The sequence below is a fragment of the Bradyrhizobium sp. 956_D2_N1_4 genome (assembly GCF_052076025.1).
In the GTDB taxonomy this organism is placed as follows: domain Bacteria; phylum Pseudomonadota; class Alphaproteobacteria; order Rhizobiales; family Xanthobacteraceae; genus Bradyrhizobium; species Bradyrhizobium barranii.
In genome coordinates, this window is record NZ_CP197237.1 from 2,208,658 (window position 1) to 2,229,749 (window position 21,092).

The following is a 21,092-nucleotide window of genomic DNA, read 5'->3' on the forward strand; positions in this document are numbered from 1 at the left end:
TCGCCCGTAGCCTCTAACGGGGTGGATTTCTCGGGCGGATAAGGCCGTACGTTCAGGGATGTCGTGCTCGTGTGCGAGCGGAGATATTTGCGAGGGTCGCCTTGGTAGACGCCGCGGCACTTCGCATTTGCGCCACCGCCGGATTCGCTGGCTGGTGTCCGTGCCAGAGGTTCGGACCGTCCCGGTCTGCGACTTCCGCTCCGGGGCGCTTGCGCCCGTCTCATCGATCGAAACGGCGCTAAGTTCGTCTCCAATTATCTGGAAGCCGGCGCATCGGCGTAGTTGGGGGGTGACCGATCTCATCTCTGTCTGATTTCGGAGCGCGGCTTTGTCGGCTAAGGGCTGAAAAGTCGGCCAATAGACGACATCGGTCCGGATGGGCATTCCATCTGATCCGTCGTACAATGGCATCCAAAGTGGATCGCGGGCCATGGCGCAGGAGCGGCTAGGGCGGGTCGAGCGCAGGTTGGCGGCTATATTGGCCGCCGACGTGGCCGGTTATTCGAGGCTGATGCATCATGACGAAGAGGCGACGCACACCAAGCTAACAGCGCTATTGGCAGAGGCTGTTGATCCAGCAATCACCAACCACAGCGGCCGGATCGTCAAGAATACCGGCGACGGGTTCTTGGCCGAGTTTCCGAGCGCCGTCGAAGCGGTTCGAGCTGCGGTGCTGTTCCAGAGCCGCGTCAAGGAGCTGACCTCTAGTGACGCGGAAGAACGGCGCATTGCGTTCCGGGTTGGTATCAACATTAGTGACGTAATTGTTGAGCCACATGACATCTTCGGAGACGGCGTCAACATCGCATCGCGGCTTGAGAGCTTGGCGCAACCAGGCGGCATCTGTATCTCGTCTTCTGCGTACGATTATGTCCGCGGCAAAGCTGGGGTCGACTTCATCGATCTGGGCGAGCGACCTCTCAAGAACATTGATCGGGCTGTGCGGTCCTACGCTGTAATCTGGGATGACCTGAGCACATCGTCGCCGGCACAGCGGGCGCTCCGGCCTTCATCCTCTCCACCTCGTCTTTCCATTGTTGTGCTGCCTTTTGCCAATCTCGGTGGTGGTCCGGAGCAAGAGTATTTCGTGGACGGCGTCACAGAGGCACTGACCACAGACATGTCGCGCATATCCGGCGCTTTTGTAATCGGCCGACACACCGCATTCACGTACAAAGGTGCAACGATCGACTTAAAGAGGATTGGGCGCGAATTGAACGTGCGCTACGTGCTTGAAGGATCTGTCCAGCGAAGTGGCAATCGGCTTCGGGTGAACGCTCAACTTGTCGACAGCGAAAGTGGCAGTCACCTTTGGGCCGAACGGTTTGATAAACCTCTTGCTGATCTGTTCGATATGCAGGACGAGATCGTCGCTCGGTTGGCTGGTGCGCTAAATGCTGAGCTCATTGCGGCAGAGGCGCGGCGAGCCCAACGCTCCGTAGATCCAGACGCTATGGATCTTTATTTCCAGGGTGTCGCTATCGCGAACAGAGGGACTACGTCAGAGCACCTGACGCAGGCGCGCGGCTTTTTCGAACGAGCCTTGGTGTTAGACCCGGGCTGCATCGAGGCGCTGGTCGGACGCGCAGGCCTGGATGAAGCAGCGGTCGCCGCATTGTTAACAGACGAGCCCGCTCCGCGCCTTGCGATGGCCGAGGCGACTATAAATGAGGTCTTGTCGCGGGCTCCACAGCATGCGTTGGCGCACTTGCGATTGGGCGTCGTCCAAGTTCTTACGAACCGCGTGCCTGAGGGTATTGCTGAATGCGAACGGGCCTTGGCGCTGGATCGCAATTTGGCCCATGCATACGCTTGGATCGGTCTCGCCAAGGTGTATATCGGCCGTGCAGGCGAGACCGAAGCCGATGTGCAGGAGGCTCTTCGTTTGTCTCCTCGCGATACCCGTTCTTATATTTGGCTGATGATCGTCGGAATGGCCAAGTTTCACCTTGGCGCATATGGAGAGGCGGTATTTTGCTTACGCCGTAGCATTGAGGCCAATCGAAATCATCCGCTCGCGCATTTTTGGCTGGCAGCTGCGTTGGCGCGGCTCGGTGCGATCGAGGAGGCTAAGCGCGCGGCGCGGGCGGCACTTGCCCTGAAACCAAGTTTCTCCATACGCCGCGTGCGCTTCCACTTGCCAAGCGACAACCCGATCTACCTCGCCGGACGCGCTCACCTGTATGAGGGGCTGAGCTTGGCTGGGGTGCCGGAGCAGTGACGTCGCCTCTGGGGCAAAAGTCGACCCCGGACCAACGGCCACGACATTTCAGCTTTGGGAAAGAAGCAGGTGTCCAGGATGATGGTGAGGGCCGGGAGCAGGCCACAAGGCTCTCCGCGAGCCTCATTTCTGCCCGATACCGCAAGCGATGCTAGCAGCATTCTTTCTGCAATTGATTGCTGCGATCGGGCGCCGAAATGACCTTGATTGAAGCTATCGGCTATTTGGCGTCGGCTCTTGTCCTGCTCACGTTCTGCATGAGCACCATGTTGAGCCTGCGTGCGGTGGCAATTTGCAGTAACCTTGCGTTCATCAGCTACGGTTTCGGCGCCGCGCTATACCCTGTCCTTATTCTGCACGTCGTCTTGCTTCCTTTAAACATAGTACTGCTCGTTCGCATGATGAATTTGCTTCGGAAAGCGAAGCTGGCCGCGGCCACGGATCTTTCGCCATTATGGATGCAACCATTCATGTGGCCGAAGCATTTCAAGGCGGGAGAAACAATTTTCAGAAAAGGCCAGCACGCCGATCTGCTCTATATGATCGTATCGGGTGAAGTCGGGCTTCCGGAGATTGACCAGCGACTTTCGGCAGGGGATCTTTTCGGAGAGATTGGATTGTTTTCTTTAGAGCGGCGGCGCACGCAGACCGCAGTGGCAGCAACTCATGTGGATTTGCTTTGCATCAGCGATGAAGCTTTGAAAAAGCTATGCGAGCGCAATCCTGGCTTATCCTTGTACTTCCTACGACTGACGGCTACTCGAATGACGCAAAATGCCTCCCGGCTGGCTCCTATCGCCGTCAGCAGGAACTCCAACTGAGGTCCTGGATCGGATCGGCTGCTGAAAGTCCAGATTCAGTCCGCTATGCCCATTGAACGAACTTCATTGAGGCGCGTCGCCAATTCGCTGATGGGCCATGGCCGGAAGTAATAGCGCCTTTTTTGTTGATCGTATTGCGGTCGGCTGCTGGAGGTTGATGATGGAACACCGTTCCAGCCGACCGCAAGGGTCAGTTGGCGAGAGCAATGGGCATTGCTCCCGGCGCCTGACTTAGTAACGGGCCGAAATGACTAGGTGCGCGGCGCGACCCGGTGCTTCCAACACGAACGGCGCCGCGCTCTGGTAGAGGGCGTCGTAGTAGCGCTTGTCGAAGATGTTGTTGACCAACAGCTTCAGCTTCCAGTGCCGGTCGATCTTGGCTTCCGCAGAGGCATCGAAGCACCAGCAGCTGGGGATCGAGTTAACCTGGTTGGCGGCAAGGAACGTGCCGCCGTAGACCTTCGACCGGTAGACCGCTTGGCCGCCGAGCTCCCACATGTCGTTCACCTGGTACTTGCCGAGCAGGCTGAAGGATTGGTGCGCGACGTTCGAAAGCGGAAGGCCAACGTTCGTGGTGTAGAGAGCGGTGTTGCCAGGCGGAATGAGTGACTTCGTCACTTCCGATTGCATCAAGACCAAACCGCCGAAGATGCTCCATCTGTCGGTGACTTTGCCGCTCACCCCGAGATCGATGCCGCGGATGCGATAGGCCGAACCTGCGGTGATGCAGGAAACGGTGCCGGTCGTGCCTGCAGGATAGGGACATGCGGCCGTGGCGGTAGCAACCGTGATGTTACGCGACTCACGGGCGTGGGCGAGACCCCAAGGTCGCCTGGACTGTAGAAGCCAACGGCTCTCGCTTGTCAGGTCGGGGGCGAGCCTCGCCCGTAGGCGGGCGAAGAGTTCGGTTTGCCCATTCCATTTAGATTTGCCCCAGCATGCTGGTAAATCATGTGATTATAATGCATACACTTCCCGTCCAACTGGCTGGAAAATGTTGCGTGAGCTCTGAAAACAACACCTTGAAAATTGGTCCGCGTATCCGGCGTGCCCGCTTGTCCAAGGGGCTGCGAATGCGAGACCTGGCGCAGGTCGTCGGATGCGACGAGAGCATGATCTCCAAGATCGAGGCCGGGAAGGTCATGCCGTCGCTGCCGATGCTCGCCAAGATGGTCGACGCGCTCGACCGCGACATGGCCTCGTTCTTTGGCCTGCGGATCGACGACTACAAGCTGGTGCAGAAGCCCGAGGATCGGCTCAAGGTGCCTGTTGATGCGCTGCGCGGTGGCACGGGCGTTGTGTATGAGCGGCTGGTGCCGGTAGCCGCCGGAAATCTGCTCGAAGCCAATGTTCACGTGGTGGCCCCGGGAGGCGAGAAGATCGATCTGATTACCCATCAGGGCGAGGCCGTCGGCTACCTCGTGTCCGGAACCATCGAGCTCACCATCGACAACACCACCTATCTGATGACTGCAGGCGATTCCTTTTTCTTCAAGGCGTATCTAACCAACAGCTATCGCAACGTCGGGCCGGACGAAGCGCAGATCGTCTGGGTCAATACCCCCCAGGTTCACTGAGCCGAGCGTTCAGGCTCACGGTGCATGAATTTAATGCATGTGGCGCGAACTAAAGCAGCTGCGCTTCGAAACCACTTTATTTCTTGGTGGAGGCGCGAGGTAGCTTCGCAGTAAAGCGCGCTGATCCGCTGGCTCTGCACCAAAGGTTCCGAAAGACGAGCTGGCATAACGCTTGCTTAAACCCGGGCATGACTGTGATGCATGCCAACTGCCCCTGGCTGTATCAGATGTCGATGGGGCCCGACCACGTTGATGCGCTCCGGCATGGCCGTCGCACCGGCGAATAACGGCAGGCGAACCGCTGATGGCTTTCGTTTGGAAACGTTTGCTAGGCACCATCCCGAGTCTGATCGGCGTCGTCGTCCTGACCTTTTTCATCTCCCACGCCCTGCCGGGTGACCCGGCGGCGTATTTCGCCGGCCCCGCCGCGAACGCCGCATCGATCGAGAACATCCGCGCCACGCTGGGCCTCGATCGCCCGCTTCCAGTGCAGTTCGTGCACTATGTCGGTGACCTCGCGCAGGGTAACCTCGGCCGTTCGCTCACCACGGGACAGCCGGTGTTGACCGATCTGCTCGAGCGGCTGCCTGCATCGCTGGAATTGTCGTCCTTTGCGCTTTTGTTCGCGATCAGCATCGCCGTCCCGATGGGGGTGTGGGCCGCGACCCGCATCAACGGAAGCGTCGATCACACCTGCCGTGCGCTGGTCACCGTGAGCGCCGCCTTCCCAACGTTCTTCGTCGGGCTGCTGTTCGTCTACATCTTCTATTTCCTGCTCGGCTGGGCGCCGCAGCCGCTCGGCCGTCTGAACGAGATCGTCTTCTCGCCGCCACCGCACGTCACCGGGGCCTACACCATCGACGCACTCATCGCGGGCGATTGGCCGGTGCTCCGCGCGTCGTTGTCCCAGCTGATCCTGCCCGCGATATCGCTCGGCTTGTTCGCGCTGGCGCCGATCGCGCGCATCACGCGCGCGGCCATGTTGGAGGCGCTCGGCAGCGACTTCGTCCGTACTGCGCGCGCCAGCGGCTTGCCGGTGCGCAAGATCCTGATGACCTACGCATTCCGCAACGTGCTGCTGCCGGTCAGCAGCGTGCTCGGTATGGTGTTCTCCTTCCTGCTGGGGTCCAACGTCTTGATCGAACAGGTGTTCGGCTGGCAGGGTGTCGGCGCCTACGCGGTTTCGGCCGTCATCGCATCCGATTACGCAGCGGTTCAGGGCTTCGTCTTGATGATGGCGGTGCTTTACGTGCTGCTGAATCTCGCCGTCGACATCTTCGCGACGCTGGTCGATCCCCGCGTCCGGTTCGAGGGCTGAGCGATGAGTATAGTCACGCTCGCCCGCAACACAGGTTATGCCTTTGGCGAAAACCGCCTGACGCTGATGGCCGTGATCATCTTGGTGCTGCTGGCGCTGTGCGCGATCTTCGGACCTTACATCGCGCCGTACGATCCTCTGGTCACCTCCGCCACCACCAAACTGGCGCGGCCCAGTGCCCTGCATCCGTTCGGGACCGACGCGCTCGGACGCGACATTCTCAGCCGTGTCATCGTCGCGACGCGCCTCGACCTCGGGATGGCAGTCTCGGCGGTGGCGCTGTCGTTCGTGGTTGGCCTGGCGCTCGGCTCGCTCGCCGGCTATTTCGGCGGCTGGACCGACCGCATCATCGGCCGCGCCATGGATACCATCATGGCGTTCCCGCTGTTTGTGCTGGCCATGGGCATCGTGGTGGCACTCGGCAACAGCGTCGCCAACATCATCATCGCCACGATGATCATCAATCTGCCGTTCTATTGCCGCTTCGCCCGCGCCGAGGTGAATGTGCGGCGCGAGCTCGGCTATGTTGAGGCGGCGCGCATGGGCGGCAACGGCTCGCTGCGCGTCCTGCTCAACCATATCGTCCCGAACGTCCTGCCGCCGATGATGGTGCAGGCTTCGCTCAACATGGGATGGGCGATTCTCAATGCCGCCGGCCTGTCCTTCATCGGGCTCGGAGTCCGGCCACCGACGCCGGAATGGGGCATCATGGTCTCGGAAGGCGCCAGCTACATCATTTCCGGCGAGTGGTGGGCCTTCATGTTCCCGGGCGCCGCTCTCGTGCTCGCGGTGTTCTCCTTCAACATGCTGGGCGACGGACTGCGCGATCTGCTCGATCCGAGGAAACGCGTGTAATGGCGCAGCTCGAGATCGACAATCTGTCAGTGGAGTTTCGCACCCGTCACGGCGTGGTGCGGGCGCTGGACGACGTGAGCTTGTCGGTCGGCCGCGGCGAGATCGTCGGCGTGGTCGGTGAAAGTGGATCCGGAAAGTCGGTCACGGCCTACACCGTCATGGGCCTCAACGATGAGGCGGCGCAGATCACCAAAGGCAACATCACGATGGGCGGCATCGATCTTCTGGCGGCACGCCCGGAAGCGATGCGCGAACTGCGCGGACGCGAGATGGCGATGATCTTCCAGAGCCCCCGCACAGCGCTCAATCCGATCCGTAAGGTCGGCAAGCAGGTCGAGGACGTGCTGCAGGAGCATGCCGGGCTGCCGAGTCGTGATCTCAGGAAAGCGGCAATCGCAGCACTGGCGCGAGTCCGCATTCCCGATCCCGAACGCCGGGCGGAAGCCTATCCGTTCGAGCTCTCGGGCGGCATGTGCCAGCGCGTGATGATCGCCATGGCGCTGGCCTGCACACCGTCGGTCCTGATCGCGGACGAGCCCACGACGGGGCTCGACGTGACAACCCAGGCGGTGATCATGGACCTGATCAGGGACATGAGCCGCTCGACGCGGATGTCGACGCTGCTGATCACTCACGATCTCGGACTCGCCGGCGAATATTGCGACCGGATCGCCGTCATGCATGCCGGGCACATCGTCGAGATCGCGTCGACCGAGGCGCTGCTCGATCATCCGGCCCATCCCTATACACGCCAGTTGCTCGCCGCCACGCCCGTCCCGGAATCGCGTCTCGACGACCTCAACTCCATTCCCGGCCATTTGCCCGATCTGCGCGGCGCGTTGCCGCCGTGCCGCTTCAGCGGACGCTGCGAGCGGCGGCAGCTAATCTGCGACGAGGCGGAGCTGCCCTGGACCGAATTGTCGCCCGCGCATGTCGTGCGCTGTCGGTTTCCCCTGTCATGACGCCGCTGCTCGAAGTCAGGTCGCTGTCCAAATTATACCCGATCAAGCGGGCATCGCGCGGCGCCCGGCTCCACGCGGTCGACGATGTGGATCTGATGATCGGCACCGGTGAAAGCGTCGGCCTGGTCGGCGAATCCGGCTGCGGCAAATCCACCATGGTTCGCCTGCTTGGCCGGCTGATCGATCCCACGGCGGGCCAGATACTGCTCGGCGGTGAGGATCTCACCGCGATTGCGCAGGCGAAGTTCGCGTCCTCGGCAAGCCGGCGGCGTATTCAGGTGGTGTTCCAGGACGCGACCGAAAGCCTGAATCCATCGTTCCGCGCTTTCCAGGCGATCGCCGATCCCTTGAAACGGCTACTCGGCATGAATAACGGTGCCGAGCTGGACAGCCGCGTTCGCGCCACCGCCGCGCTGGTTGGACTGCCAGAAGAACTGCTGCAGCGCTACCCGCATCAATTGTCGGGCGGCCAGCGCGCACGGGTGGGCATCGCGCGCGCCGTTGCGGTCGAGCCGTCGCTGCTGATCCTCGACGAGCCGACCTCGGCGCTCGACGTGTCGGTGCAAGCCGTGATCTTGCGGCTGCTCGCCGACCTGCGCGCGCGACTGGCGATGAGCTACTTGTTCGTGTCGCACGATCTCAACGTGGTGCGGCTTCTCTGTTCGCGCGTGGTCGTGATGTATCTCGGCAAGATCGTCGAGATCGCGCCGGCGGAGGCGCTGTTCACCGCGCCCCGTCACCCCTATGCGCAGGCGCTGGTCGCCGCGATCCCGGATCCGGCACGGCGCGGTGAAGCGCGGCCCCGACTCGACGGCAGTCCGAGCAGCCCGATCGATCCGGACCCCAACGTCTGCCGCTTCTACGGCCGCTGTCCCAAGGGGGCCGACATCTGCACCAAGGCCATGCCGCCGCTTCGCGCGGTTGGCCCGGACCATTTCGCCGCCTGCCACTTCGCTCTTTCACCCGATGGAGGAACCGATGAGCGCTGACAATCAGATCTGCCGCATGGACGCCGCGACCGTCGCGGCTAAGGTCAGGAACAAGGAGCTATCCGCCGCCGAGGTCACCGAAGCCGTTCTGCGCCGCATGGAGAAGCTCGAACCGCACATCCATGCCTTCTGCACACCGACGCCCGATGTGGCGCGCGCTGCGGCCGCGGCAGTCGACGCCAAGATCGCAGCCGGCAAGGATCCCGGCCTGCTGGCGGGCGTACCGATCGGAATCAAGGATCTCGTCGCCACCAAGGACATCCTGACGGTGATGGGTTCTCCGCTCTACCGGGACTTCGTGCCGGATGAGGACGACATCGTCGTCGAGCGGCTGAAAGACGCCGGCGCAGTCATCATCGGCAAGACCAACGTGCCGGAATTCGGCTACAGCGGCGTCGGCCACAACCCGGTTTTTCCGGCGACGCGCAATCCCTGGAATCTCGACATGACATCCGGCGGATCGAGCGCTGGCTCCGGAGCTTCGGTCGCGGCCGGCGTCGCACCTTTCGCAATCGGCTCCGATGGCGGCGGATCGATCCGCATTCCTTCCGCGCTTTGCGGGCTCTACGGAATCAAAGCTTCGATGGGGCGGGTGCCGCTCTACCCGGGTTGCCGGGATGAACGCTATCCCGGCGTCTCGAGCTGGGAATCGCTCGAGCACGTCGGCCCGATGAGCCGCACCGTGACCGACTCGGCGCTGATGCTGAAGGTGATCACCGGACCCGATCCGCGCGATCGCTATTCCATCCCGGCTGCCGACTTCGACTATGTCGGCGCCGTGAAGGAGAGCATCAAGGGCATTCGCATCGCCTATAGCGAAGATTGGGGCTACGCGCCGGTCGACCCGGAAGTCCGCCGCGTCGTGTCTGAAGCGGTGCGCGTGTTCGAGACCGATCTCGGCTGCACGGTCGAGCGCGCCAATCCGGGATGGGAAGATCCGTTTCCGCATTTCTGGACCATGGTCGCCGGTGACACCGACCTCACCGGCATGCGCCGCATGATGAAGGGGCATGAAAAGGAAATGTCGCCGCACCTTGTCGGCTTGTTGCAGCGGCAATGGACGGCCGAAGAATTCACTGACGCCAAGATGATCCGGCAGATGGTCTGCAACCGCATGTGGCGGTTCATGGCCAACTACGACCTCCTGATCACGCCAACGCTCGCGGTGCCGGCATTCCCGCTCTACATGCAGGGGCCCGAGATCATCGAAGAGAAGATGGTCTCTACCGGCGATTGGCTCTGCTTCACCTTCATCTGCAATTTGACCGGCCAGCCAGCAGCGACCATTCCCGCCGGCTTCACCAAAACCGGTTTGCCTGTCGGCATGCAAATCATTGGCCGCCATCTGGCAGATCGTACCGTGCTCGCCGCCTCCGGCGCCTTCGAACAAGCGCGTCCGTGGGCTCACAAATGGCCGACACTGCTGGGCGATCTCGGCCTCTGACGCTGCCTCGACTTTTTCAACCGAAATCCAGAAAGGACGCACGATATGAAGTTCGATCGTAGTCTCGCTACAGCGGCGCTGCTCACAGCGTCCGTTGTCTGGCCCGGCGCTTCCGCACGCGCGGCCGAAATTGCCAAGGACACGATGGTGATCGTGTCCGAAATGGGCCCCAACGGTCTCGACACGATGGTGCCGACCGCCAACGATCACAGCCGCATGGTGGTGTGGCAGGCCTACGACCGGCTCGTCAGCCACGGCGAGAAAAAGCTGGCCGACGGCACGGTATCTTACGACGCCAAGGTCATGACGCCAGAGCTGGCCGAGAGCTGGGAAGCCAGCGAGGACGGCAAGACCTACATTTTCCATCTGCGCAAGGACGCGACGTTCCACGATGGCAGCCCGGTCACCGCCAAGGACGTCAAATGGTCGTTCGATCGCGCCATCGCCGCCGGCGGCTTTCCGGCGGTGCAAATGGCGGCGGGATCCCTGGTCAAGCCCGAACAGTTCACGGTGGTCGACGATCACACCTTCAAGGCGACGTTCGATCAGTTCAACAAGCTGACGATGCCTGACCTCGTCGTGCCGGTGCCCGTCATCGTCAATTCCGAGCTGGCCAAGAAGCACGCGACAGCGCAAGACCCGTGGGCGTTCGAGTGGGTGTCACGCAACGATTGCGGCGGCGGTGCCTACAAGGTGGAGTCCTGGTCGCCCGGCCAGCAGACTGTTTTTACCCGCTTCGACGCCTGGAAGTCCGGCCCGCTGCCCCAACTCAAGCGCGTCGTCTATCGGCAGATCGCCTCGGCCGGTACGCGTCGCGCGCTGCTGGAGAAGGGCGACGTCGATATGTCGGTCGGCCTTCCGCCGAAGGACTATGCCGAACTGGCAGAGCAGGGGAAGGTGACGATCATCGGCGTGCCGGTGCAGAACGACCTCGTGTTCGTCGATATGAATGTGAAGATCGCACCGTTCGACAATCCCAAGGTGCGTGAAGCGATCTCCTACGCCATCCCCTACAAGGAGATCGTCAGCTCCGCGCTCTATAACCGCGCCAAGCCGATGTTCGGTGGTGACCCTGACAAACCCTATCCCGACGCGACGTGGCCCGTTCCGATCAAGCATGGCCAGGATCTTGCGAAGGCCAAGCAGCTGTTGACCGAGGCCGGGTTCCCCAACGGCTTCAAGACCACGCTGTCGATCGATCTCAGCGAATCCACCGTGCGCGAGCCGACTGCCATCTTGATCCAGGAGGCGCTCAAGACGATCGGCGTCGAACTCACGATCGAGAAGGTCCCGGGCTCGAACTGGTTTGCCCAGATGGCCAGCAAGACGATGCCGATGGTCATCGCCGAATTCTATGGCTGGCTCGATTACCCCGACTATTTCTTCTTCTGGACCTTCCACGGCGGCAACAACTCCGTGTTCAACACTGCCAACTACGTCAATCCCGACCTCGACAAGGTGATTGACCAGGCGCGCTTCACCCGCGATCCCGAGATCTACAAGACAAGCCTGAACAAGATGGTCGACATCGTCATGACCGACTTGCCTCGCATCCCGCTCTACACGCGGTTTGCCGACTATGCGGTGCAGAAGAACGTCAAGGGTTTTGAGTATTGGTTTCACACGCATCCGGATTTCCGCAAACTCTACAAGGAATGAGAGGACGGCAAGCGCGCTCGAACGGGGGCGCTTGCCATTCATCGGGGAAACACCGTGCAAGACACGCTCGGCGCTTTCGTTCCAGGCCCCATCATCCAACGGGCGCCGCACGGCTCAGGGCCACTTTCGGGCTTGAGCTTCGCGGTCAAGGACCTGTTCGATGTTGCAGGCGGCGTGACCGGCTGCGGCAATCCGGACTGGGCTGCCACCCACGAGATCGCAAAGGCCGACGCCTGGGCCGTCGACGCTCTGCTGGGCGCCGGCGCCTCGCTGACGGGCAAGACCATCACCGACGAGATCTCGCTCGGGCTGCTTGGCATCAACAAGTTCTACGGCACGCCGCTGAACCCGCGCGCGCCGGACCGTGTACCGGGCGGCTCGTCGAGCGGCTCCGCGTCCGCTGTTGCCGGCGGCCTGGCTGATTTTGCCTTGGGTACCGACTCCGGCGGCTCAGTGCGCATCCCCGCGAGTTTCTGCGGAATTTACGGCCTGCGTCCGACTCATGGTCGTATCTCCATCGCCGGCATGATGCCCCAGGCGCCATCATTCGATACCGTTGGCTATTTCACTCGCGATGCCCTGACTTTCGGCCGGGTCGGCGCGGTGCTGCTCGGAGAGCAGGCGCCCGATGTCTTGCCCAGCGAGATCGTCGTTGCGGCCGACTGTTTTGCCATCGCCGACGAGCCGGTAAGGCGCGCCTTGCAGCCGGTTGTTGATCGGATGCGCGATGCAGTGGCGATCACCGCGTCGCCATTGACCGAAGGCGCGCTCCTCGACTGGGCGCGCCACCAGCGCATCCTGCAGAAGTGTGAATTCCACGCCACGTTTCGGGATTGGATCGATCGCGTGAACCCGCGCTTCTCGTCGGAGGTAGCCGGCGCGTTTGCCGACGAAGGCCGCATTGAATCGAGTGACCTCTCGGCCGCCAAGGCTTTCCGCGAGTGCGCATCGAAGCGGCTCAACGATTTGCTCGAGAGGCGCCGCATGCTGTGCCTGCCGACCTCGCCCATTCTGCCGATAGGCCGCGACGCGCGCCTGTCGGACATTCGCGCGGCAGTACAGCGGATTGTCGACCTGACCGGTATCGCGGGCCTGACGGGCCTTCCACAGGTCAGCCTGCCCGTCGCTACATCCGGCTCTATTCCGGTCGGGCTGTCCCTCATTGGCTGGCGCGGCGGCGATGCGGCATTGGTCGCAGCAGCGCGCACCCTGGCGCGGGAATTCTCGATTGGACTGGCATGACCGACATCAAGGAAGTACGGACGCTGACCCTCGAAGGCGCGCTCAAGGTGCTCAACGCGGCAATCGGCGAGGCGACCCGCATTGGACAGCCGATGTGCATCGCGGTGGTGGATACCGGCGGCAATCTGCTGGCGTTCGGGCGCATGGACGGCTCGAAGGGACTTAGCGTGACCTCGTCCATCAACAAGGCACGGACGTCGGCGCTGTCTGGCTCGCCGACCGGCGGCGCTCACGCAGACGTGGAAATCCAGGTCACTCTCGCGCATGAAAATCGCTGGACCAATCTGATCGGTGGTCTCCCGATCCGCGTCGATGGCTTCATCCTTGGCGCAGTGGCGGCGGGCTCCGGATCAGGCACGCAGGATCTCGCTGTCGCCCGGGCCGGTGCGGCCGCAATCCCGGGAGCCGACATGTGCGTCGATTTCAAGCCGATGGGCGCGGAAGATACCGGGATCATCAGGGGGCCAACTCCTCAGCCGAGGATTTGAAGCCAGCGGACGGTTTGCGCACGACGACCCAGCCAAGGGTCGGAAGAGGGGCAAGAGTGATTGCGGGGTTCGGTCGAGCAATGCCCGCAATGGGGCAAGAGCGGCGATCCGCCCAACGATACGTAGCGTAAGATTTTCCCCAGATGGCGGAAGTGAATGGCTTCTTTCGTGTTCAGATTGGTGCCTTGAGCTGATGATCGGTTGGCGGCAAGAGTTCGCCATCGTCTTCTTCATCGATCGCGCGGCCGACTGCTGTTCAATGCAAAGCTGACCTCGTTGCGTTCTCTCCACTTCGTGCATGCCTTTCCTCTATCCTTCACGTGCCATCTGAAATCATTGCTTTTCGTACCGGTTTCGGAGCAGCGGACATTGCTGTGATGACAAGCCCCGGTCGGCGCCACCCGCAAGCTGATGCTTGCGGGCCGCGCTCTCGTGAACCGAGCCCTTTCGGTCTCGGCCTGCCGGCTTCGATCCCTGGCGTAGGACCATGATGGAATCGTCGTCCGATATCTCCAAATCTGACGAGTGACCTGATGCGATAATCAACACAGCAGAATTGTCGCCGGAGACGCTCTTTGATGAAGCCGGCCGCAAGCGGCCGGCGCTTGTTTTAGCCCCCGAAGGCGAGGTGGGCGGCGCTCCCGCATAGCCCCGAACCGGTGAGCCGCAACCGCGCTCGTCTCTGTTCCCCAATAACGATCATGTTCATGGCGCGGTCCTCCGCTCGCGCTCCGGCCGTTCCGGTGCGGCCCACCTCAAGTGTTTCGGGGCTTTCCGGTCGCTCTTCGCCGCCCACCCCGCCTTCCGGGGGCAGGTTGCGGAAGAAGAGACGGAGATCATCATGACCAAGGGTCGCAAGCTTGATTGCACGACGACGACAAAACCGAGCCTTTACGAAGAAATCACCTCGCACATCATCGCCGACCTGGAGGCCGGCACCTTCCCATGGGCGCGACCGTGGGGCGCGAGTGGTGAGAGCAAGGCGTTTGCCTTGCCCAGCAATGCCGCGACCGGCAATCCCTATTCCGGGATCAATATCCTCATCCTGTGGGGCAAGATGTTTGAATGCGGCCTCACCTCTCAAAGGTGGCTCACCTTCAATCAGGCATCAGCCCTCGGCGGCACCGTACGCAAAGGAGAGCATGGCACGACGGTCTGTTATGCCGACCGCTTCGTTCCCAAGCGCGCGCATGATCCTGCGCGCCGAGGCACAGAGGGGCAGGCGGAGGAGGGTGAGGCAAGTATTCCCTTCCTGCGCCGCTACACGGTTTTCAATCTGGATCAGTGCGAACAATTGCCGGCCGATCTCAGCCTCGCATCACCCGAATTGCCCGAGCGGCAGCTCGTGCCGCAGGCCGAGGCGCTCGCCAAGGCAACGCTTGCCGATATCCGCATCGGCGGCGCGGACGCATTCTATCTGCCGCTGGCAGATACCGTTCACATCCCGCCACAGCCGGCATTCTTCGAGCAGATCAACTTCTATCGGACGCTCTTTCATGAACTCGGACACTGGACCGGCCATCCCAACCGGTTGAACCGCGACCTCACGGGTGCATTCGGCTCGAAACCTTACGCCCATGAGGAATTGGTCGCCGAGTTGACCGCCGCCTTTGTCTGCGCCGCGCTCTCCATCAAGCCGACGGTCCGGCATGCCGACTATCTCGGTTCATGGCTGGACGTGCTCCGCAACGACAGCCGCGCAATTTTTCGGGCCGCAAGCAAAGCCTCCAAGGCCGCCGATTTTCTGCTCACGTTCAGCGAAGACAACCGAGCGGCCGCAGCGAAGGCGAGGGCGCCCTGAGCCGCGCCCTCGATGAGCCGCGTGCGGCCGCCGCCTGTGTGCCGCGCTACATGGCGTTTCCGATCGGCCATTACGACGTTGAAAAATCGCTCTCTCTGGCCCGCGCCTGCGAGATGATTAACCCTTTGTTTACCGGCCCTTGACGCTCTCGATTCGGGCGCAAGGACGCAATTTGCGCCCGAATTCTTCGGTGTCCGAGTCGCCTTGGAGTCAATCGGGCGAGGTGGAAATTTAGCCGGAAGCGATTCTGACGACTCAGCCTATTGGAGGGTCCAAGCAGAGCGCGTGCAGCGCATCATGGAGCCGGCCATGGTTGATCCCTTCAAGGCGTTTCCCGAACCGCATGCGGTGAGGCTACGAGAGTATGCCAACTTCTATGCGGAAACCTACGGCAACAGGGAGGAGGTGGCCGACTTGATACCGTTCATCCTCGAGGCATTTCTTGATAGGGATAAAGCCTTCAAGCGAATTAAGAGTGATGCCTAGTTGCCGTTCGTTGAATGACGAGCCCGACGCTCGAGGAATGCAAGCGCCGATCTGACGCTCGTGGCTCCATTTTCAAGTTCCTGCAGCAACTCTTCAAGTTCAGACTTCTTGCGGTGACAATCGCTGCACCGGATGGGTCTGTGCTGTCAGGGTGCCGTGAGTCAGAATTCTGGGAACGTGCCACTGGGAGTAACCCATTGAAATCTATGGTGGGCGCACAAGGGATCGAACCCCGCACCGAGCACGCTTCATAAGCGAATCCGGTTTCGCCAAAACACGATCTTTCTTGCCGCGCGCGAAATTCGCTTCGCCTCTCACTGCCGAAAGCCGCAGTATTTCATTCACTCCGATCTGGCACGCCGCTTGCTCCACTATCCACAAAGATAGGTCGCCAGCTGACCATGGGCAAGTTGGAGCGCGCGCATGAACCGCCGGCTCATTGATTACAACCCAGAAGGTTATGGCACTGAAGGCGAAGCGCTGCTCTTCGGCGCTATCCAGCGCCGGCCTACAGTCGGATCAGCGGAATTTGCCGAGCTCGAGCTTGCGAGCGCATTTCTGGACGCAGGCAATCCTACCGAACTTGGCGTGCTGATAGATCGACTGATCCGATATGGGAGTATCAAAGCCGGAAATCCGATCCGCGATCAACTTGCTCGCGCTCTTGGCACACGTCTTGTTCCCAAGGCGTCGGCGATCCGGGGACTACTGAGCACTCACGAAATCATTCTGCCTGGCAGTCAAGCCGAATTGGCGGCCGAAAGCGCCGAACGCATCTTCGGCGCCGAACTCGAGGGCTTGAGCGGTGAGGATCAGGAATTCGAGACCGCGCGTCTCTTCGTGCGGTTTGCGCTGGAAGCTGCGCGCGTTGCGGCTAGAGCGCGTCCTGGGCACAGCCCCGCTGTCGTCGCGGCCTTCGCCGAGCGGACTGCCGCGCGCCGCTACGCACCAGGCCTGATCGGCACAGTCAAACCGAACTATCCCGGCTTCAGATTGCGTCGGGCCGTTCGTCGTACCTTCGTATGATGCCAACTGAGGAGATCACCATGCACGACATCGATCGCACGCAGCTCGAATACAGCCAAGAGGCGGGTCCATTCCAGCAGGAGGAATTCGAGCTCCAGGAGTTCGAGTTAGGAGCGATGGCTGGCGAGATGAGCGAGCAAGAGGAGATCCAGCTCGCGCACGAGCTTCTGGCCGTGAACAACGAGCAGGAGCTCGAGCAGTTTCTCGGAAGTTTCATCAGGCGCGCCGTGAGCACGGTAGGCCAGATTGCCAAGTCGCCCATCGGTCAGGCGATCGGGGGCGTGCTCAAGAGCGTTGCCAGGAAGGCCCTGCCGATGGCGGGAGCGGCGCTCGGCGGCTACATCGGCGGACCGCTCGGTGCAAAGATCGGCAACGGACTGGCCAACGCCGCGGGCAAGGCGATCGGACTCGAGCAGGAATTCGGCGAGAGCGAGGAATTAGAATTCGCCGGCGCGCGGCAGTTCGTTCGCCTGGCCTCCAACACTGCCCGGCAGGCTGCCGCCGCTGCTGCGGCCGGCGCCGATCCACGCCTTGCCGCACAAAGTGCAGCGCTTGCGGCCGCTCGCAAATTTGCTCCCGGCCTCGTCGGTTGGAGTCCAGGCACGGGCGGTGTCGTGGGTATGGCAGCGCCCCTTATGGGACATCGACCAAAGTCGGGCCGCTGGCTGCGTCGCGGCCACCAGATCGTGCTGTTCGGGGTGTGAGGCGTCATGACCATCGTTCCGCTCGCCGCCCGGTTGCTCGAAGAAGAGGCTCGCGCGCTCATGACTCGCCTCGATCGCATCAAGCCTTTCGCGTTGCTCGAGCCGATGGTTCCGGCAGCCAGCCTTTATCCAAATGCGCAATCGGCGATCGAGCAGGCCATGGTCGAAGGGCGGCGAGAGCTGCGGCGTCTCATCCGCGGCTTCCTCGCCTGGCTTGGAAGATCGAAATCGGTTGCAACGGCCGAACAGGCACAGCGCCGTCTCGCGATTCTGCGCTTGCGGTTTCACGCTGTGCTCAACGAGTTCGACATGTTCAGCGACGCGATTACGCAGAGGAGCGAACAGGACAACGGAACGTGGCTCTCCGGTCTCGACATCGTCGCCGCTGATGCTCTCAGCATGCCTGGTCAATTCTACGAGTTGCCGCCGATCATCTGCTATCTCGACCGCGGCCCGGGAGCAGCCATTCGGCGCGCTCGCACGCGACTTCCGGGGGGCTACTGGAATCCGGTTGCCCTCATCAAGGTGCCCCGCGAGCGCATGGTGGGGAGCGGGATTGCAGCTTCACTTATCCACGAGGTGGGCCATCAGGGCGCCGCCCTGCTCGATCTCGTACCGTCGCTTCGGGGCGCGCTGCAGGGATTGCAACGCACGGACACTGCCAATCGCGACATGTGGGCGGTATGGGAGCGCTGGATTTCCGAGATCGTCGCGGATTTCTGGTCGGTCGCGTGCGTCGGCGTCATCGCGACACTCGGACTCATCGGCGTCGTCAGCCTGCCGCGTGCGTTCGTCTTCCGCGTCGATCTCAACGATCCTCACCCTTCGCCATGGCTGCGCGTCAAGCTCAGCGCGGCGATGGGACAGGCGCTCTACCCGGATCCGCAATGGGCGCGTCTCGCGGCGCTTTGGGAGGAGCTTTATCCTCGCAAGGGGCTCGATCCTGAACGCGGGGCGCTATTCGAGCGCCTCGAAGCACTCATGCCGGCATTCGTCGCGCTGCTTGCGGGCCACCGTCCCGCCAAGCTCCGCGGCCGCACACTGCCGGAAGTATTGACGGTTTCGAGCCGTGCTCCGACCGAACTCACGCGATTGTTCTCAGCATGGTCCGAGGCGCCGGCTGAAATGTATCGCGCACGCCCGACGCTGGTCTTCGCAGTGCTCGGACAGGCGCGCGCCGACGGCCGTCTTTCGCCCGAAGACGAGAGTGTGCTGATCGGCAAGCTGCTCACATTCTGGGCGCTCAAGACGGTGCTCGACACCAGCTACGAATGCGCCCTGATGAGCGGGCGTTTGCGGCAATCGCGTGCGGCCGCCCGTCAACACCAATCCCACAGTCTGACCATCCACTAGGAGGATGAGATGAGCGAGAAACAAGGAAACGTGATCATTTACGTGCTCGGCACCGTCGACTCCTTTCCCTTCGCGCTGGTCGAGGCGGATGTTGAGATCTTCAAGATCGCCGACGGGGCGGCCGATGCCACCGGACCATCCCCCAGCAGAGTCTCCAAGAAACCACCCCAGGGAGAATGCATTAGCAAAGGGACGACAGATAGTGACGGACGTTACAGCACTCCCCTGCCAGCAGGAACCTACCAGGCGCGCGCAACGTTCGCAGGAGGAAAAGAAGTCTCGTCGACTCCATTCCACATCTGCGGAGACGACACGATCGAAGCGACGGTGCAAGTGCCGCAACTGGCGGGGTTCAAGGTCGCCGTCTCAGAGACGCATTGTCGAGCTGATTACGCGGAAGGTAGTCTCTGCAACCTGCACTTCGGGAAACCGACGTGGTTCAGAGTCACCTGGCCCTCCGGTAGCCCCGTGACGACGGTCGCCGTTTTCGCGAGCGGCGCAACAGTCAGCCCTGCGCCTCCGCCGCCAGGAGCGAGCGTCCAAGATCATGAGTATTATGCTGCTGTGCTTCCCACAGCATCGCAATTTGCGTACCTGCTCGGGGCTGCATCCACCGGTTCGGCTCCGGCTCTGACCAGTCTACAGTCTCGTCCAGGAGTCCTCGCGCCATCTGTTAAGCCGCCGCCCATCACGTCTGTGCAAGGCGACCTTTCCATTTCCTTGAAGCGCTCCGCCAGCTCCCAAACCAGTGATCTCGCGCTTTCGTCCATGATCCGCCGGGCTTCCGATGCCCTCTCGTTCGATCGCTACATGGACTTCATGAACTGGATATTTTGCGGCGATGGAAGAAACGACAGCGCTCTCACGACGTCTTATAGTTCGAAGCTGGCTCAGCTCGACCGCAGACGCTTCCTGCCGTTCACCGATACCGACGGCTATCGAAACATCAAGGCGGCCACCGAAGCATTCGTGATGGCCAATTGCTGTATCTACGACCTTGAGACGGACGAGGCGTCGTATATCGCGGATCACGTCGCCGTCGATCTGACAACGGATCCTATGGCGTTGCTCACCGACTACACCAAGCCGGACGGGTTTCTTCCGTACCTGGCGGTGATACGGGCCAAGCTCGTGGATGAAAGACTCAAGAACTCGGATATCGGCGACTTGCGGCTTCGCAACAAGAGCACATGGCCGCCCCATGGTACCGGCAGCGATCCTGTAGCCGCCTGTTACGGCGTCCTGCGGGAGAAACTCACCTGCCCGTGCCTGCATGAGCTGATCTGGTCGTACTGGAACGAGGAGGGCATGCTGGTCCAGACGATCAACGCAATCACCCGTCGGTTCCAGAACATGCGAGGTCCGCTGCCAAACGATCCGCTCGCCAATCTCGAGGTCGATCCGCTGCGGCCGTTGAACAACTTGATCTGGGGTTGGATACAGGATGAGCAGCATCGGCTGAGCGTGGTCCGCCGCAATTACGAGTACGATCACCAATATGGGCTGCGGCTGGCCGGCAAGGCGGTCAACAATGCGCGCACGGCGGACAGCCGGTCGAAGTTTCTGGAAGCGTTCCACACGCTCCTGAGTACGCTTGCGGCCTTCTACAAGCGGGACGACGACACCACGATGGTGGCCGACGGATTCCCGGTGCTCAACGCGCTCAAGGAGGCGCACTTAATCCTGTCGCAGGGCGCGCACAACCAGTTCGGCGACCTGCCGTCGACCGCGCGCATCGAGATGCTGATGCTACAGTGGATCCTGGCGCGCCCGGAATTCCGCGAGTTCATTCCGACGCGGATCATGGTCGCCTACCCGGAGCCGTGGATGGATCGGGTCGATGCCATGAAGAAGCTGCAGGGCTGGACCGACACCAGCGTGCTGCATTTCCGCAACCTGGCGATTTTCGGCGAGGAGATCGTCCTCGGGGTTCGCTATGGCAACTGGAACAGCATCTACGAACCGGTGAGTGCGGTGAACTGGGCGCGATACTGGCGCCCGCAAGTCCAGGGATACCTTCACGCCTACCGCTCGGTTACCGGAGTCGATCTCTCTGTCGATGTTACCAATGCGCGGATCGACACCACGATGCCATCGGTGCATCTCGTGAAGCGCTTGTCAGAGCAGCGTCAAAGAGTCTAATGCC

General features: G+C 61.8%; 17 protein-coding genes and 1 pseudogene. 17 read left to right on the top strand and 1 reads right to left on the bottom strand.

Annotated features, from left to right (window positions below; translation table 11 throughout):
* Positions 1 to 430 precede the first annotated feature (430 nt).
* A complete protein-coding gene (locus AB7535_RS09865; protein ID WP_439036165.1) occupies positions 431 to 2,221 on the top strand; it encodes an adenylate/guanylate cyclase domain-containing protein in 1,791 nt (596 codons plus the stop codon).
* 197 nt (positions 2,222 to 2,418) lie between these two features.
* Positions 2,419 to 3,042: a Crp/Fnr family transcriptional regulator gene (locus tag AB7535_RS09870; protein WP_049826470.1), complete on the top strand. Its 624-nt coding sequence runs from the start codon at positions 2,419 to 2,421 to the stop codon at positions 3,040 to 3,042.
* A gap of 231 nt (positions 3,043 to 3,273) precedes the next feature.
* On the opposite strand, the pseudogene AB7535_RS09875 reads toward AB7535_RS09870, so the two are convergent.
* Positions 3,274 to 3,855 (bottom strand): annotated as a pseudogene (locus AB7535_RS09875) (TonB-dependent receptor domain-containing protein); the annotation flags it as partial.
* Between the two features lie 188 nt (positions 3,856 to 4,043).
* Between AB7535_RS09875 and AB7535_RS09880 the strand changes: the two are divergent.
* The 15 genes from AB7535_RS09880 (at position 4,044) to AB7535_RS09950 (ending at position 21,088) form a co-directional block, all read left to right on the top strand.
* The gene (locus AB7535_RS09880) at positions 4,044 to 4,619 is read left to right on the top strand and encodes a cupin domain-containing protein (RefSeq protein ID WP_196236582.1); all 576 of its coding nucleotides are present in this window, start codon (positions 4,044 to 4,046) and stop codon (positions 4,617 to 4,619) included.
* Between the two features lie 301 nt (positions 4,620 to 4,920).
* The gene (locus AB7535_RS09885; RefSeq protein WP_049826468.1) at positions 4,921 to 5,937 is read left to right on the top strand and encodes an ABC transporter permease; all 1,017 of its coding nucleotides are present in this window, start codon (positions 4,921 to 4,923) and stop codon (positions 5,935 to 5,937) included.
* Positions 5,938 to 5,940: 3 nt separating this feature from the next.
* Positions 5,941 to 6,792 (top strand): ABC transporter permease, encoded by an 852-nt coding sequence (locus AB7535_RS09890; RefSeq protein WP_028159866.1) that lies wholly within the window; start codon positions 5,941 to 5,943, stop codon positions 6,790 to 6,792.
* On the top strand, positions 6,792 to 7,754 hold the full coding sequence (locus AB7535_RS09895) for an ABC transporter ATP-binding protein (protein WP_354113024.1): 963 nt from the start codon (positions 6,792 to 6,794) through the stop codon (positions 7,752 to 7,754). The genes AB7535_RS09890 and AB7535_RS09895 overlap by 1 nt, the downstream gene beginning before the upstream one ends.
* Positions 7,751 to 8,743 (top strand): ABC transporter ATP-binding protein, encoded by a 993-nt coding sequence (locus AB7535_RS09900; protein ID WP_354113023.1) that lies wholly within the window; start codon positions 7,751 to 7,753, stop codon positions 8,741 to 8,743. The genes AB7535_RS09895 and AB7535_RS09900 overlap by 4 nt, the downstream gene beginning before the upstream one ends.
* The gene (locus AB7535_RS09905) at positions 8,733 to 10,187 is read left to right on the top strand and encodes an amidase (RefSeq protein WP_354113022.1); all 1,455 of its coding nucleotides are present in this window, start codon (positions 8,733 to 8,735) and stop codon (positions 10,185 to 10,187) included. Before AB7535_RS09900 ends, AB7535_RS09905 begins: the two co-directional genes overlap by 11 nt.
* Positions 10,188 to 10,232: 45 nt before the next feature.
* Positions 10,233 to 11,846, top strand: a complete 1,614-nt coding sequence (locus tag AB7535_RS09910) for an ABC transporter substrate-binding protein (protein WP_028159863.1) — start codon at positions 10,233 to 10,235, stop codon at positions 11,844 to 11,846.
* A 54-nt stretch (positions 11,847 to 11,900) separates the two neighbouring features.
* A complete protein-coding gene (locus AB7535_RS09915; RefSeq protein WP_354113021.1) occupies positions 11,901 to 13,088 on the top strand; it encodes an amidase in 1,188 nt (395 codons plus the stop codon).
* Positions 13,085 to 13,576, top strand: a complete 492-nt coding sequence (locus AB7535_RS09920) for a GlcG/HbpS family heme-binding protein (protein ID WP_063624861.1) — start codon at positions 13,085 to 13,087, stop codon at positions 13,574 to 13,576. Before AB7535_RS09915 ends, AB7535_RS09920 begins: the two co-directional genes overlap by 4 nt.
* A gap of 841 nt (positions 13,577 to 14,417) precedes the next feature.
* Positions 14,418 to 15,377, top strand: coding sequence for an ArdC family protein (locus AB7535_RS09925; RefSeq protein WP_028159862.1), 960 nt, complete (start codon positions 14,418 to 14,420; stop codon positions 15,375 to 15,377).
* Between the two features lie 285 nt (positions 15,378 to 15,662).
* Positions 15,663 to 15,863, top strand: a complete 201-nt coding sequence (locus AB7535_RS09930) for a DUF2274 domain-containing protein (protein ID WP_441279791.1) — start codon at positions 15,663 to 15,665, stop codon at positions 15,861 to 15,863.
* Between the two features lie 423 nt (positions 15,864 to 16,286).
* Positions 16,287 to 16,889, top strand: coding sequence for a hypothetical protein (locus AB7535_RS09935; protein WP_028159855.1), 603 nt, complete (start codon positions 16,287 to 16,289; stop codon positions 16,887 to 16,889).
* Between the two features lie 20 nt (positions 16,890 to 16,909).
* Positions 16,910 to 17,593, top strand: a complete 684-nt coding sequence (locus tag AB7535_RS09940; protein ID WP_028159854.1) for a hypothetical protein — start codon at positions 16,910 to 16,912, stop codon at positions 17,591 to 17,593.
* A gap of 6 nt (positions 17,594 to 17,599) precedes the next feature.
* Positions 17,600 to 18,946 carry a hypothetical protein gene (locus tag AB7535_RS09945; RefSeq protein WP_028159853.1) on the top strand — a complete coding sequence of 449 codons (1,347 nt, stop codon included), beginning with the start codon at positions 17,600 to 17,602 and terminating at the stop codon, positions 18,944 to 18,946.
* Between the two features lie 9 nt (positions 18,947 to 18,955).
* Positions 18,956 to 21,088 (top strand): carboxypeptidase-like regulatory domain-containing protein, encoded by a 2,133-nt coding sequence (locus AB7535_RS09950; RefSeq protein WP_354113008.1) that lies wholly within the window; start codon positions 18,956 to 18,958, stop codon positions 21,086 to 21,088.
* Positions 21,089 to 21,092: the final 4 nt, after the last annotated feature.